General features: G+C 61.8%; 14 protein-coding genes and 1 pseudogene. 9 read left to right on the plus strand and 6 right to left on the minus strand.

Going from position 1 to position 13,675, the window contains the following annotated elements; translation table 11 throughout:
• Positions 1 to 67: 67 nt before the first annotated feature.
• The 3 genes from QRN54_RS00235 to QRN54_RS00245 are packed head-to-tail and all read left to right on the plus strand — an operon-like array spanning position 68 to position 3,234.
• The gene (locus QRN54_RS00235; RefSeq protein ID WP_083058352.1) at positions 68 to 1,498 is read left to right on the plus strand and encodes a PepSY-associated TM helix domain-containing protein; all 1,431 of its coding nucleotides are present in this window, start codon (positions 68 to 70) and stop codon (positions 1,496 to 1,498) included.
• Between the two features lie 25 nt (positions 1,499 to 1,523).
• On the plus strand, positions 1,524 to 2,024 hold the full coding sequence (locus tag QRN54_RS00240) for a copper chaperone PCu(A)C (protein WP_285181414.1): 501 nt from the start codon (positions 1,524 to 1,526) through the stop codon (positions 2,022 to 2,024).
• Positions 2,017 to 3,234, plus strand: a complete 1,218-nt coding sequence (locus tag QRN54_RS00245; protein WP_007734620.1) for a Dyp-type peroxidase — start codon at positions 2,017 to 2,019, stop codon at positions 3,232 to 3,234. The genes QRN54_RS00240 and QRN54_RS00245 overlap by 8 nt, the downstream gene beginning before the upstream one ends.
• 80 nt (positions 3,235 to 3,314) lie before the next feature.
• Here the strand turns inward: QRN54_RS00245 and QRN54_RS00250 are convergent, their stop codons facing one another.
• Both QRN54_RS00250 and QRN54_RS00255 read right to left on the minus strand, forming a co-directional pair.
• Entirely contained in the window at positions 3,315 to 4,451 is a 1,137-nt protein-coding gene (locus QRN54_RS00250) for a GIY-YIG nuclease family protein (protein WP_165639136.1), read from the minus strand.
• A gap of 45 nt (positions 4,452 to 4,496) precedes the next feature.
• Entirely contained in the window at positions 4,497 to 5,084 is a 588-nt protein-coding gene (locus QRN54_RS00255) for a TetR family transcriptional regulator (protein WP_223304676.1), read from the minus strand.
• 178 nt (positions 5,085 to 5,262) lie between these two features.
• On the opposite strand from QRN54_RS00255, the gene QRN54_RS00260 reads away from it, so the two are divergent.
• The 3 genes from QRN54_RS00260 to QRN54_RS00270 all read left to right on the plus strand — a co-directional run bounded on the left by QRN54_RS00260 (position 5,263) and on the right by QRN54_RS00270 (position 8,470).
• On the plus strand, positions 5,263 to 6,828 hold the full coding sequence (locus QRN54_RS00260; RefSeq protein ID WP_064112937.1) for an LVIVD repeat-containing protein: 1,566 nt from the start codon (positions 5,263 to 5,265) through the stop codon (positions 6,826 to 6,828).
• On the plus strand, positions 6,825 to 7,481 hold the full coding sequence (locus QRN54_RS00265) for a DUF305 domain-containing protein (RefSeq protein WP_007734614.1): 657 nt from the start codon (positions 6,825 to 6,827) through the stop codon (positions 7,479 to 7,481). Before QRN54_RS00260 ends, QRN54_RS00265 begins: the two co-directional genes overlap by 4 nt.
• A gap of 65 nt (positions 7,482 to 7,546) precedes the next feature.
• A complete protein-coding gene (locus tag QRN54_RS00270; protein WP_285181415.1) occupies positions 7,547 to 8,470 on the plus strand; it encodes a DUF2797 domain-containing protein in 924 nt (307 codons plus the stop codon).
• A gap of 7 nt (positions 8,471 to 8,477) precedes the next feature.
• Here the strand turns inward: QRN54_RS00270 and QRN54_RS00275 are convergent, their stop codons facing one another.
• On the minus strand, positions 8,478 to 8,948 hold the full coding sequence (locus tag QRN54_RS00275) for a hypothetical protein (RefSeq protein ID WP_003945723.1): 471 nt from the start codon (positions 8,946 to 8,948) through the stop codon (positions 8,478 to 8,480).
• Positions 8,949 to 9,652: 704 nt separating this feature from the next.
• On the opposite strand from QRN54_RS00275, the gene QRN54_RS00280 reads away from it, so the two are divergent.
• From QRN54_RS00280 to QRN54_RS00290, 3 genes and pseudogenes are all read left to right on the plus strand, one after another.
• On the plus strand, positions 9,653 to 10,021 hold the full coding sequence (locus QRN54_RS00280; protein ID WP_020906454.1) for a roadblock/LC7 domain-containing protein: 369 nt from the start codon (positions 9,653 to 9,655) through the stop codon (positions 10,019 to 10,021).
• A 112-nt stretch (positions 10,022 to 10,133) separates the two neighbouring features.
• Positions 10,134 to 10,499, plus strand: coding sequence for a pyridoxamine 5'-phosphate oxidase family protein (locus QRN54_RS00285; protein WP_047269305.1), 366 nt, complete (start codon positions 10,134 to 10,136; stop codon positions 10,497 to 10,499).
• Positions 10,500 to 10,577: 78 nt separating this feature from the next.
• Positions 10,578 to 11,321: pseudogene (locus QRN54_RS00290) on the plus strand (HNH endonuclease family protein); the annotation flags it as partial.
• Between the two features lie 16 nt (positions 11,322 to 11,337).
• On the opposite strand, the gene QRN54_RS00295 reads toward QRN54_RS00290, so the two are convergent.
• From QRN54_RS00295 to QRN54_RS00305, 3 genes are all read right to left on the minus strand, one after another.
• Complete coding sequence (locus tag QRN54_RS00295) at positions 11,338 to 11,508, minus strand: hypothetical protein (RefSeq protein WP_007734610.1); 171 nt, start codon at positions 11,506 to 11,508, stop codon at positions 11,338 to 11,340.
• 353 nt (positions 11,509 to 11,861) lie between these two features.
• On the minus strand, positions 11,862 to 12,230 hold the full coding sequence (locus tag QRN54_RS00300; RefSeq protein ID WP_029537646.1) for an Rv1352/Rv1906c domain-containing protein: 369 nt from the start codon (positions 12,228 to 12,230) through the stop codon (positions 11,862 to 11,864).
• A gap of 288 nt (positions 12,231 to 12,518) precedes the next feature.
• Positions 12,519 to 13,637 carry an Ig-like domain-containing protein gene (locus tag QRN54_RS00305; RefSeq protein WP_058039130.1) on the minus strand — a complete coding sequence of 373 codons (1,119 nt, stop codon included), beginning with the start codon at positions 13,635 to 13,637 and terminating at the stop codon, positions 12,519 to 12,521.
• Positions 13,638 to 13,675 lie beyond the last annotated feature (38 nt).

Below are 13,675 nucleotides of genomic sequence, written 5' to 3' on the forward strand. Positions count from 1 at the left end.
ACTTTGCTGTGCGCCTTTCTTAACCGCCCGCGGTTAACAAAGGCGCACAGCGGGATCGAGTACACGCATGTCCGCACCCGAATTGGAGCGCGCACAGACGCGCGCGTCCAACGACAGTTCTCCCCCGAAGAAGCAGGTTGGCGGCGCCAGACCACTGATCCTGCGTCTGCACTTCTACGCCGGCGTCCTGATCGGACCGTTCATCCTCATCGCCGCTTTGAGCGGCGGCCTCTACGCGATGGCACCCACCATCGAGAAGTTCGCTTACAGCGACTACCTCCAGACCGACACCACCGGACAGATCGCGTCACTGAACGATCAGATCCGTTCCGCTCAGCAGTACCGCCCCGACTTGACCGTCTCGGCAGTACGTCCGTCCCCTGCTGCCGGCGAAACCACCCGAGTCCTGTTCACCGATCCGTCACTGGGCGAATCGGAGAGGCTCGCCGTCTTCGTCGATCCGGTACTCGCACAGCCGGTCGGCGAGTTGGCGGTCTACGGAAGCAGTGGTTCGCTGCCGCTGCGAACCTGGATCTCCCAACTGCATCGCCACCTTCACCTGGGCGAACCCGGCCGCCTCTACAGCGAATTGGCCGCGTCGTGGATGTGGGTGGTCGCACTCGGCGGTGTCTACCTCTGGTTCCGTCGTTACCGCACCGCCCGGAACGCTCGACTGCTCACGATCGACCGAGCATCCACCGGACGAAGCCGGACCCTGAACTGGCACGGTGTCGTCGGCATCTGGATAGCAGTTGCATTGGTCTTCCTCTCGGCGACCGGCCTCACGTGGTCGACCTACGCCGGAGAGAACGTCAGCAATCTGAGAACCGCGTTGAGTTGGACGACGCCCTCAGTTGTGAAAACTCTCGGCGACGCTCCCCCTCCGGCGACAGGCGGGCACGAGGGTCACGACATGGCCCCCGCCGCCACCGGCACGCTGACGGACACCAACGTCGGACGCGTCGACACCGTCCTCGGTATCGCCAGGTACAACGGGATCACCGGTCCTGTCGAAGTATCGATACCCGCGAACGCCGAGACGGCGTTCACCGTCGCCCAGACACGTCAGCCCTGGGTGTACAGCAACAACACCATCGCAATCGACGGAGCGACGCAAAAGGTCACCGACGAGTTGTGGTTCTCGGATTGGCCACTCGCAGCCAAACTTTCGGCCTGGGGAATCCAACTCCACATGGGCCTGCTGTTCGGTCTTGCCAACCAGATCGCACTCGCCGCACTGGCACTCGCACTGGTCAGCGTGGTCATTCGGGGCTACATCATGTGGTGGCGCCGACGCCCCACTCGTGGCTCCGACTGGGCAGTCGGCCGGGTTCCTGCCCGCGGCGGAATCCGCAACCTCTCCCCGGTCGGCCTCGTTGCTCTCGTCGCGATCACGGCGTTGGTCGGCTGGTTCGTTCCGCTACTCGGCATCAGCCTTCTCGCATTCCTGCTGATCGACCTGTGCCTTGCGGCGTTCAAACGCCGTGCCACCACCTGACACTTCACGAATTACGGAGACACACATGACTGTTCGCACAAAGATATTCGCAGCTGTTGCACTGTCCGCAGCTCTCGCCCTGACCGGCTGTTCTTCCAACTCCGACAAGGAAACCGAAGGTGCACAATCCATCACAGTTCAGGATCAATGGGTCAAGGCCGCGCAGGAAGGAATGAGCGCGGCGTTCGCCGAACTCGTCAACTCCAGTGACAAGGACGTACGCGTGGTCTCGGCCACCAGCCCCGCGTCGTCTCGACTCGAACTGCACGAAGTCGTGACCGGCGACGGCGGAACGATGACGATGCGTCCCAAGGACGGCGGTTTCCTGGTCCCTGCCAACGGGTCCGCCTCCCTCACCCCGGGCGGTGACCACCTCATGTTCATGGACCTGTCCGCGCCGCTGCTCCCAGGCGCAGAAACCGACCTCACCTTGATCTACGACGACGGTTCCAGCACCACGTTCACAGCCCAGATTCGCGACTTCTCCGGTAATCAGGAGAACTACGACCCGAATCACGGTGGCTGAGAACACGAACCCGCCCAGCCGAGCAGTCAGTCGGCGGCGCCTTCTCGGAGGAGGCGCCGCCGCGCTCGGCGTGGCGGGAATAACCTGGGGCGCAACCACAGTGGTCGAGCGCAGCGAACAGGAGCAGCAAGCAGGCAAGCTGGTGGAACCGTTCTACGGAGTCCACCAAGCCGGCATCGACACCACGCCGCAAGCGCACGGCACCTTCATCGGGTTCGACCTCTTGCCTGGAACCGATCGAGCAGTCGTCGTCGGAATCATGAAGATGTGGTCCGAGGATGCGTCACGGCTCACCGCGGGCAACCCGGCGTTGGCGGACACCGAACGGGAACTGGCTGTGGATCCGGCACGCTTGACAGTGACCGTCGGCTACGGCCCTGGCCTGTTCACCAAGCTGGGATTGCAAGCACGTCAACCGGACTGGTTCGAGCCGTTGCCGAGCTACGCGATCGACCGACTTGACGATCGATGGGGCGGATCGGACCTGTTGCTGCAGATTTGTGGCGACGATCCGGTGACCATTGCTCATGCTGTGCGAGTTCTGACCAAGAACGTCCGATCACTGACAACCATCCGGTGGACGCAAAAGGGATTCCGCAACGCTCGCGGCACCACGCCTGAGGGAACCACGATGCGCAATCTCATGGGCCAAGTGGACGGGACCGTCAATCCTGCTCCGGGAACAGTGGATTTCGATTCACTGATCTGGCACGACGGCGCGGGTCAGTCGTGGCTGGCGGGCGGAACCTCGTTGGTACTGCGACGCATTCGCATGGAAATGGATACCTGGGACGAACTCGACCGTTCGGGGCGCGAACTCACGATGGGGCGCACGTTGTCCAATGGCGCTCCGCTCAACGGAACCAACGAATTCGACGAAGCGGATTTCACACTCACGGACAAGTTCGGGATTCCGGTGATCCCGCCAGGATCACACATCGCGCGAGCCCACCAGACGCATGAGAAGGAGCAGTTCTTCCGTCGGGCATACAACTACGACGACGCACCCGAGAGCGGGCAGACCTCGAATTCGGGATTGATCTTCGCAGCATTCCAACGGGACATCGCCGAGCAATATCTACCGGTCCAACAGCGATTGAGTGACTTCGACGCACTCAACGAGTGGACGACGCCGATCGGTTCTGCGGTGTATCTCATTCCGCCGGGATGCACCGAGAACGACTATCTGGGAAGCGGATTGCTCGGCTGACAACCCCGGGCAACGATATTGTGGGGGCGGGATCCGAACGGATCCGGCCCCCACAATGACTTCTACCTGAAGTTGTTGCGTTACTTGGACTTACGAGGTCCCGGCATGACCGCGCCTGGACGGGCGGTAGTCAACCTCGTGACCCACCCACTGGCGGGCCACTTCTTCAGGCCGACGTTGTGCGGGGTGACCTCGGTTCCGACGTACTTGGCAGCAAGCTCGTCGTCGACGGTTCCGTTGAACCGCCACAGTTGGCTTCCGTCGGCATTGCGGGTGGACACCTCCCATGACTGAGCACGGAAGGCACCACGAATGATGCTGTCGGCAAACACCAGAACGGGAATTCCGATCTCGGCACGAACAGCCGCACCGGCAGACCACTCGGCGCGCGCGAGTTCGTAGATCTCTTCCGGCGTTGCTCCCGGACGGGCGGAGGCCGGTACGTGGAGGACGATGCTCGGCGTCGGGAGTTCCGGCGCGGGATCAGCCGAGTAGCGCAATGCGAGTTCCTCGACGCGGGTCGCACGGGCGTCCTTGTCCGAGGTATCGCCTGCGAGATTGGTCAGACCCTCTCCCGCGTCGGTGATCCGCAAGGCTTCCACGATGCCTCGGACGACCTCGTCGGTAGTGGCGGCCGAATCCGTGGCGGCAGAGACCGAGCGGAGGAGTACGAAGTGCTCCACCGCCGAACCTGCGTCGTAGATCTCGCGGATCCGAGCGATCTTGGCTGCCGTCACAGCGGCATTCGACTCGACCGGAGCGTCCGCTCTTTCGAGGTTCGCGAGTTCACCGAGCGCTTCGAATACCGGCGCGAATACTTGATTTCCCGTGCCGTGCCCGACATGGAACACCTGGTCGTTACGCGGGTCACGCAAAGCAAAGACGTACTGCCCCAGTCTCTTACCGACCTTCTCGGAGAACGGCTGCGGAGCCGGCTTCCTGACGACGACCTCGGTGGACAGAGTGCGCATCACGGCCAGACGTAGTGCGTCTGGCACGCTGGTGGAACCGGCAGCACCGGAAAAGATTGCCGCCGAAGCAGCGCTGATCGAGGTGAACGTGCGGCCGACTTGCTTCTCGAGAGAGGCAGAGACCGTACCAACCGCAGTCAGTTTTGCATCGAGGGTGCCGTCACCCTCGACAAGGAACTCCTTGATCAACGGAGCAACGAGCAAGGTGGAGCCGATAGCGCGAGGAACTGTCCAGACAATAGCCATGCCACGAGCCTAGGCGATCACCTCGAGACGCGAGGCGAACGCGACTCAGCCCGCCGCTGCCGGCCCGGCCAGTCCCTGCACAAGTAGGTTCCAGGCCGAGTGCGCGACTTCTTTTCGCGAGCTCTCGGCAGTCCGTTCCATGATCGCGGCGAACATCGCGATCGCCAGAATCACGTCCTCAGCAGTCACGGACTCGCGTATCTTCCCAGCTCGACGCGCCTCCTCGAGGCGTCCTTCGAGGAGATCGGTCAGGCGGGTGCCTGCCGAATTCAGTCGTGAGTCGCCGAAGGAGACGGGCTTGATGACCTCCACGAACACGATGGAGGTGGTGATCTGGTCTACCAACAATCGAAAAAGATCGTCGAGAGTCGAATCCGGATCGGCAGCCATATCTTGCAGCTCGACGATGTTCTCGTCGAACACCGCGAGTGCGAGGCTTTCGCGAGTGGGAAAGTGCCGGTAGAGGCTGCCCTGACCGACGCCGGCCGTGCGGGCGATCAGGCTGAGCGGAGCAGCAAAACCCTGAGTGGCGAACACCTCACGAGCTGCTGAGACGAGTGCCGCACGATTGCGCGCCGCATCTCTCGGCCCTCTGTTGAGAGATCCGCTATTGACGCGGCCAGACGATGTCACGCACACTACGATACCAACCGGACAGCATTGTCCGGTTGGTTGCGGCCCGACACCGGTTCACACCCCGACCCGATCGTCGTGAGCGCTCGAACACGCGCCTGCCCTCCGTGCTGCCTGTCCGTGAGATACGTCTGCCCGTGAGATACGAAAGGCAATCCCGCACCGGGAGTTGGACTCGATGAAATCGTTCACGACCATCAGAACCAGATCTGCCATCGCACTCGTCGCCTTGATCACCGTGCTTCCCGTGTGCGTCGCGTCGGCTGAGCCCGCCACTGCCCCGGGCTCGATCCACGAGAACCCGGGTGTCGCTTCCACCGCCGCAAGCCGCGCCGAATGCGGCCCGGGATCGATGCCCGAGACCGGGTTGCAGGGTGATGTTCCGGCCGAGGACCGAAACAGCGGACGCAGCCGAGACGGCTACAGCTGCAACATGTCTCAGATCGGCGGCTACTCGGGTCGCGGCGGCGGGATCACGTCCACCAACTTCGAACACTGCTCGTACGTCGGCAGTTTCTTCCCCGGGAACCTCCTGGGCCCCGCACAGGGCGTCCAAGTTCTCGACGTGTCGGATCCTGCCAATCCCGCTCTCACCGCCACGCTGACCGAACCCGCGATGCTGGCCGGAACGTGGGAGAGCCTCAAGGTCAACACCGCGCGAAAGCTGCTGGTGGGCACGGGCGTTCCGCTCTTGACCGGCGTCGGCCTGATGTCGGTCTACGACATCTCCGATTGCGCGCACCCGAAACTACTCAACCCCGGACCAGGAACCGATCTGGGGATGCTGCTGCCCATCACCAATCACGAGGGAGGATTTTCACCGGACGGGAACACCTACTGGTCTTCCGGCACCGCTCCCGGCGTGGTGAGCGCCGTCGATCTCACCGATCCCGCCAACCCACGCGTCGTCTGGCAGGACCTCATCGGGTTGTCGACGCACGGCTTCGGAATCAGTCCCGACGGAAATCGCATGTACTTGTCGAACAATCTCGGCGGAATACATGTCCTCGACATCAGTGAGGTTCAGCGCCGCGTCCCGAATCCTCGGGTGCGCCAACTGTCCCAGCTCTCGTGGACCGACGGGTGGGCCACCCAACACAGCATTCCGGTCACCTACGACGGTTCGCCGTACCTGTTCACCGTCGACGAAGGTGGTTCCGGCGGAGTCAAATTGATCGACGTCTCCGATGACGACGAACCGTCGGTCGTCAATTCGGTGAAGCTCGAAATCAATCTGCCGGAGAATCAAGACGCTGCGCTGGCGTCTGCTGCCGGCGGATCGCTGTTCGCGTACGAATCTCACTACTGTTCGGCAGATCGCCCGGTCGACCCGACGGCGCTGGCATGTGGATGGATCTCGAGCGGGATTCGGGTCTTCGATGTTCGAGATCCCTTCGACGTCCACGAAATTGCGTACTTCAACCCACCTGCTCGGACCGGCGACAATCTCGAACTCGCCAACTCGCCACACGCTCTCGCGTCGCTCATCGGGGTACCCGTTCTCAGCACCCCGGCAATCGCGCAGTCGATCGCGCAGGGCCAGTTCGACCCCGGCCAAGCACTGAGTTCGCGGTCGGGCATGGTCGCTCTCGGCGACATCTCGACCGATTGGTGCTTCTCCCCACCCGAATGGCGAGGGACCACGTTGTGGGCGACGTGCGCCGACAACGGCTTTGTTGCCATGCAACTCGAAAACGGTGTCTACACACCACCGGCTGACCAGAAGACGACCGTGGGATCATGACGGCGCCGCGAGCGGTCAAAGCCGTCGCACTCGTGGCTGCAGCACTGATGCTGCTCGTACTCGGCGCAGCACTACGTCCCCTGTTCGCACCCGAGAACCACACGCAGAGAGCTGTTCTGAGCGAAACCGAAATCGGATTCGTGCACGACATGGCGGCCCACCATCAACAGGCCCTCTTCATTCTCGCGCGTCTGAGTCCCGATGTGGACCCGGCGGTGACGAGACTGGCCCAGCAGATCGACGATGTTCAACGAACGGAAATCGGTGTCATGCTCGGTTGGCTGAGGTTGGCCGGTGTCCCGCCGAACAGTAGAACGCCGATGGCGTGGATGGAGGCGTCGCCGAGCGGCGCCGGCGACTCTCGTCATCACCCGGCAACGCTGGACACCGAGACCGACTCCATGCCGGGTATGGCTACGACCGAAGAACTCGAGAAACTGAGCAGCGCTCGCGGGCTCGACGCCGAGGTCCTTTTCCTTCAACTGATGGAACGCCACCACCGTGGCGGGATCGCCATGGCGCAGGCCGCCGATGCCCTGCTCGAGAGCGGGCCGGTGAAACAGTCCGCCCGCGACATGATCAACACCCAGAGTCAGGAATCCGGGCTGATGACACTGATGCTCGAACAACGTGGGGCACAACCACTGCACTGACCCGCATGTGCAGTGACTACCATAGGTGTCGACCTGCGAACTACAGAAGGAATCGACACTTCATCATGACCCTGCTTGTTCGCGGAATCGATTGGTCGAACCCGACAGCACCGCGGATCCGATGCGTCGACGACACCACTTCCGCTACGACCTTCTTCACTCACGACTCGGTGCTGCGATTCTCCGTCGACGAGACGAAGGGCCGCCGCTGCCTCGGCTGGCGAGATCTCACCGCTGAAGGTCCAGGGCACTCGCCGTGCGACCGCGGGGCGACGGTCACCGCAGGACGCCAATGCGACCGATGCCGAAATCGTGAGGGGTTCACCACGGTTCATCAGGCACACGTCAGCGGCGCGCACATTCATCCGAATGTGCGTACCTACCTCGCACAACCACAATGGCTCTACGTCGACGTATTCGCCGGCGGCCAGATGAAGGTGGGGACGGCTTCCGAGTTCCGCAAGCATCCGCGAGTCGCCGAACAAGGGGCAATCTGCGCATTGTTCGTAGCGCGGTCGACGGACGGTTACAGCATTCGCGCCCTCGAAGCCCGAGTTTCGGAGCACTTCCACTTGAGCCAGGCAATACGTACGTCTCGGAAGATCGAAGCGTTGACAGGTCCCTTGGATCGAGAGAAACTACGAAAGTCGTTGCACCACTTCGTATCGTCGATCAAAGACGAGCTGAATGACATCGGATCGGACATCGACGGAATCGAGATCCTGGAGGCTCCCGAAGAATGGACGGCGCCGGCGTGCGCTGACGTGGTCTTCGATGCGGCACCGTTGATCGCGTATCCGCACACTTTCGAGTCCGGGGAACATTCCTTGTATCTGGAGGGCCTTGCCGGTTCGATCGCCTCGCTGCGGATCGACCCCGATCCTGAATCGCCACGCTTCGTCGCGGATGTGTCCGGACTGGTCGGTCGAACCATCACCGTCGGCGAGTTCGAGTCCCCTGGCGTGGCGATTCAGGAATCGTTGTTCTGAAAGTAGGTCAGCAACTTCCCGCGGTCGCTGCGGCGAATCCGCGAGTGACCTCGGCCTGCTCGTCGGCAGACAGGCTCGACCATTCGGGATAAGCCTGGATGGAGGTCAGCATGTCGTTTGCCAATGATTCACGCGTCATGCCCATTTCCTCTCCGGACTCGTCGATGGCCGGCTGGTATGCGTCGAGGTACCGGAGAACGTCGGAGCACGCCTGCGCGTAGGTCCGTGGCAGCGCCGAACTCACATTCGGGTCGGACGGGACCTCAGCCGGAGCACTCGAGTCGACCGAAGGGGTCTCGGTAGGTATTTCCGACGACGTCGCCGGAGCCTCGGATGACGTCGTCGACGTCGCCGTGGTGGTCGCCGAAGCAGAGGAAGTGAGTGTTCCGACCTCGGTCGGCTTGTCTCCGTCAGAACCGCAGGCAACCAGCGCCACCAGCGAGCAGGCACCGATGAACCCGGTGATCGTTTTCTTCATCCCTCAAGGATGCCAGAGGGCCACTGGCGTTCGAACGGACCGGCATCGCCCGTCAGCGCCAATTGCCCGAGCATCCTGCCGAATCCGAGCGCCTCGCCCTCCCGACTGCGGGATTGGACTGTATGCCCCGTTCGCGAACCCATGCTACGGTGACTTAACTGCAAAATAACTACGGGTGGGATTGTCCGGTCTGCCGCGTTCATCCGGAACGCTCCGATCGGAAATAGTTCGTCTATAAGGGGCTGGAACGAGTGGGACTTTTTCGTCGACGAGGTTCCCGCGAGGAAGACGACGATCGCGGGCAAAACCTCGATCGCAGCGACCCCGGGTACGCCGCCTGGTTCGCGAACGTCGCCGACGCGGGTGGTCAGCCGATTCCGTACAAGCGACCGCTGACCGCACCGGTGTATCCACAACTCCAGCCGCCGGCCCCGGACTACGAGACGGATACGAGACGGCCACTCAACGCACCCGCCGGAGACGGCTGGCTACCCGCAGACCGCATCGACGAATTCGAGTCGTCGAATGGCCGCCCATCTGCACCGAACGGAACGAGCCCACAAATCTCACAAACTGAAAAGTTGCCGCCCGACCCACTCCCGACGCCGCAACCAACGATTCCACCTCGAAATGTACCGATGACTTCACCACCGAAGCATCACCTGGAGTCGCCCCGCGCGACTCGGCCCTACCAAGGAGAAGCAATGAGCAACATCGACAAGATCCTCGGCGAATTGATGCGCATCGACGGTGCCAGCGGTGCAGCCGTCGTCGACGCCGACAGCGGAATGGTTCTCGGCATGAGCGGCAACCCGTCATTCAGCCTCGAGTACGCCGGCGCAGGCAACTCCGAGGTTGTGCGAGCAAAGCTCCGCACGATGAGTAACTTGGGGATTACCGACACCCTGGAAGACATCCTGATCACCCTGAGCAACCAGTACCACCTCATTCGCGTCCTCGAGACGCCCGGACTGTCGACGCTGTTCGTGTACCTCGTTTTGGACCGTGCGCGTGCGAACCTGGCGCTGGCCCGCCACAAGCTGGGCGAACAGACCCCCAAGATCGAGATCTGACGCTTCCACTCCCTTCCCGACAATGCCCGGTCCTCGCCAACGGCGAGGGCCGGGCATTGTTCGTTCCGAACACTCGATTGGTGAACCTCGCGCCGGCGCCGATACTGGGACCGTGACTATCGCGGATGCTCCTTGCGTGTGGTTGACCACCCTCCGAAGCGACGGCTCGCCGCACACGACTCCGGTCTGGTTCTTACTGCATCAGAACACATTCTGGATACCGAGCGCTGAGCAGAATCGTAAGGTTCGGAACCTGCTGGACGATCCTCGGGTCTCGTTGGCAGTCGACGGATCCGCTGGCGACCCGTGGGTCGCACAGGGCCTCGCGACAATTCATCACGACGTCGGCGAATTCGTCGACCTCCTGAGACTTTTCGGCGAGAAGTACGACGGCTGGGATGCCGCAGACGAAACTCGTGACGGTCCGCGGGTCCTCGTCTCGGTCCCGGTGACTCGATGGTTCCTTCGACCAGACTGACAGACAGTGCCGGTTAGGCCCGAATTGTCGTGAATGACATACTTGTAGTTCATCTCTCGCAGAAATGGACTCTCACACATGGCACGCACGGCACATCACAGGCGCGGCATCACCGGCGTCACCATCGGCATTGCTGCCGTGATCGTGCTGGGAGGTTGCGCCAATTCCAACGCCGACGCGCCCGAAACATCTTCTCTCGGTTCGGGAATCGGATCCGGTGTCACCACGACGGTCGTGACCGAAGCCTCGGCTCCTTCGTCCGCCGCAATTGAACTGCTGGCACAGATCCCCGTCAAGGGACGCGCACCCAAGACCGGATACGACCGCGCGCTGTTCGGTACCGCCTGGACCGACGACGTCACCGTCGAATTCGGCCACAACGGCTGCGATACTCGCAACGACATCCTGCGGCGTGACCTCACCGACCTGACATTCAAGGACGGCTCCAAAAGCTGCTCGGTCCAAACCGGTACGCTCCGTGACCCGTACACGAACAAGACCATCGCGTTCACCCGCGGCCAGGACACGTCTTCTGCAGTCCAGATCGATCATGTAGTCGCACTCTCGGACGCCTGGCAGAAGGGCGCACAACAGCTCGATACACAGACGCGAACCAATCTGGCCAACGACCCTCGAAACCTGCGCGCTGTCGACGGGCCCACGAACCAGAAGAAGTCGGATTCCGACGCGGCGTCGTGGCTGCCACCCAACAAGGCCTACCGCTGCCAGTACGTGACTGCTCAAGTGGAAGTCAAAGCGGCATACGGTTTGTGGGTCACCCAAGCCGAACACGACACCATCGCAGACATTCTCGCGACCTGCTGAACTCTTGCGATGATCAGCGGCCCTTGATCAGATACCGCACAATCGCCATTCCGAGCGCGAGGCCCACTACGGTGGCGAGCGCTGCAACCAGACCGTGACCGGTCAGTGCGACGAACACACCGGTGATGACTGCGACGACGGCAATGATCCCCGCGTCCACTCTGCTTTGACCACGTTCAGGCATGGCACTCTCTCGTGCCGTCTGGTCCGTCCGCTCCCCTCGTAGCGGACGGACCCAGCGGCAATCTGTCGAAATGCGCGAACTCCGGTGGCCTCACCGGGCTGACTTTGCGGGCGGTCCTGCGAGGCCGGCACGTCCCCCGGAGCCAACTCACATCGGTTCACGAAGTCCGTACATTCGCAGAATATACCGATTGGTAGGTAATTACCGAGGGCTAAAGTCCCTGGTCATGGACTCATGCGACGAGTGGTCGGAAACTCGAGACGAACGAGCACATCCGCGAGGCGAGCGTTAGCCGAGATAGCAGAGGTCCGTGGCCACGGCCAGAGGCCCATCTGGAATCAGAGCGGAGACGTCTATGACCCGAAAAGTGATCCGAGATCCAACGATCCGACTGACGACACTCGCTTCCAATCAGCGCAATATGCGGTGGTGAAGCGAGAATCCGTCAAGAGAATCGTGACTGTCGCCGGTTCGAGGGTGCTTTCGAACTCGAGGACATTCAATTCACCATCGCCGTCGACCTTCGCTCGGCCGTATATGCACGGCATGTCAGCTGATACGGGCCCAGACGTCGTGTAGGTTCCCGGCAACACCTCCCACGGCACGTCGAACAGTCCGTGACCAGGAATCGTTCCCGGCGCTGCTGAGGCCGCAGACGTCCCGATCATTGCCACACCGACAGCTACTGCTGCAGCGGACGCGAGCAAACTAACCTTGCGCATTTTCCCTACCTTGTTCATACCTGAACCGCAGCGGCGAGTTCGAAGGCTTGTTGATGTAAGAACCCGCGGTTCGCGCAGTTCTTCAACTAACGGTAGTAAAAGGGCACCAGTTTTGGTGAGCTACCTTTTGTGGTTCTGGCCCGATTTACGTGACAGAGACTCCCATTGAGAAAAACTGGGAACGCCGGCGTTGCGGCTCTCGGCATGATTCGAACCTGTCATTCCAGTATTCGATCACACACCCGTCTTCGAGCCGAAACGTCGACGCTCCCCTGCCGTTTGGGTGACTCAGCCTCCGAGTGAGCCCGTCGGCAGCTTCGAGAAGATGTCCCCGAGGCTTCCGGTTCCACCAGGAGTTTCCGGTTCCGTCGGATCCACCGGCTCGACGACGATGACACCAGGCACGGTGACGGTCACGGTCTTGTCCGCAGATTCCGAAGAACTGAACTTCTTGGTACCCAAGAACTTTGCGGTGATGCGATGCTCGCCCTGGTCGCGGAACGGCCAGACCAGTTCTGCATGGCCATTGGAATCGACTGTGGCGCTGCCGATCTTCGTATCGCCGTCGAAGAACTCGACCGTTCCCTCACCCGGGTTCGGGTCGATACTCGCCGCAATCTTGACGTCTTCGCCCGTCAGTGCCTCCAGTGCGACAGCGACCATCGTCTCGGTCTGGTTGGTCGTGAAGACCTCGGTAGTCGAGAGGGCGCTGCGTCCCTCGCCCGCAGCAACACAATACCCAGCGGCATTGACCCACCGGGACTCACCGAAACTCATGCTCGTGTCTTTGATCTTGATACTCGGGCTCGTCGCCCCGGCGCGCAGGTGCGTCGTCGCGTTTCCCTCGTCGGACCGAGCTTCGAGTTTCAATTCGACTGCCGGCAAACGAAAGTCCGTGTTGGCCTTGACTTGCAGCCCTTCCTTGGGCTTGTTGTCGTTCGCACTCGGACCGTCGTTGACTGTCTTGTTGCCGGCACCGGTAATTCGCAGGTACTCACCCGCCGGGTTTGCGTTTCCGTCTGCGCCCACCCGGAGCAGCACCGCAGTCTCGCCGGTCAAGTTGGACGACGAATCACCGACGAGGGAGTACGAAACCAGGGTTGCCCCTTGCGGTAATGCGATGTCGTACTTGATACGACCGGTATCCGAATCCGAACTACGCATGGTGCCTGGATGCAATTTCACTGTGAACTGTTCGCCGGGACGCACGGACGTGGGTGCCGTTACCTCCATGTTGTCGGAGAACGACGAATCCCAATCGGTGGCGCCGTCGACCCGGCACTTGTGTTCGAAGGAAACTGTCCGCGTCACGGTATCGGAAGCCGCTGCCACCGGCGCGGACACAGCGAGGAGTCCGGCCGCGAGTGCTGGTACGACAGCGCAAACTGCCAGAGTGCGGGGGTTCATGTGTTGCCTTTCAGAAGAACTCGGCCATTGAAAGTTCA

The sequence above is a fragment of the Rhodococcus sp. MEB032 genome (genome assembly GCF_030208925.1).
Taxonomy (GTDB): Bacteria; Actinomycetota; Actinomycetes; order Mycobacteriales; family Mycobacteriaceae; genus Rhodococcus_F; species Rhodococcus_F qingshengii.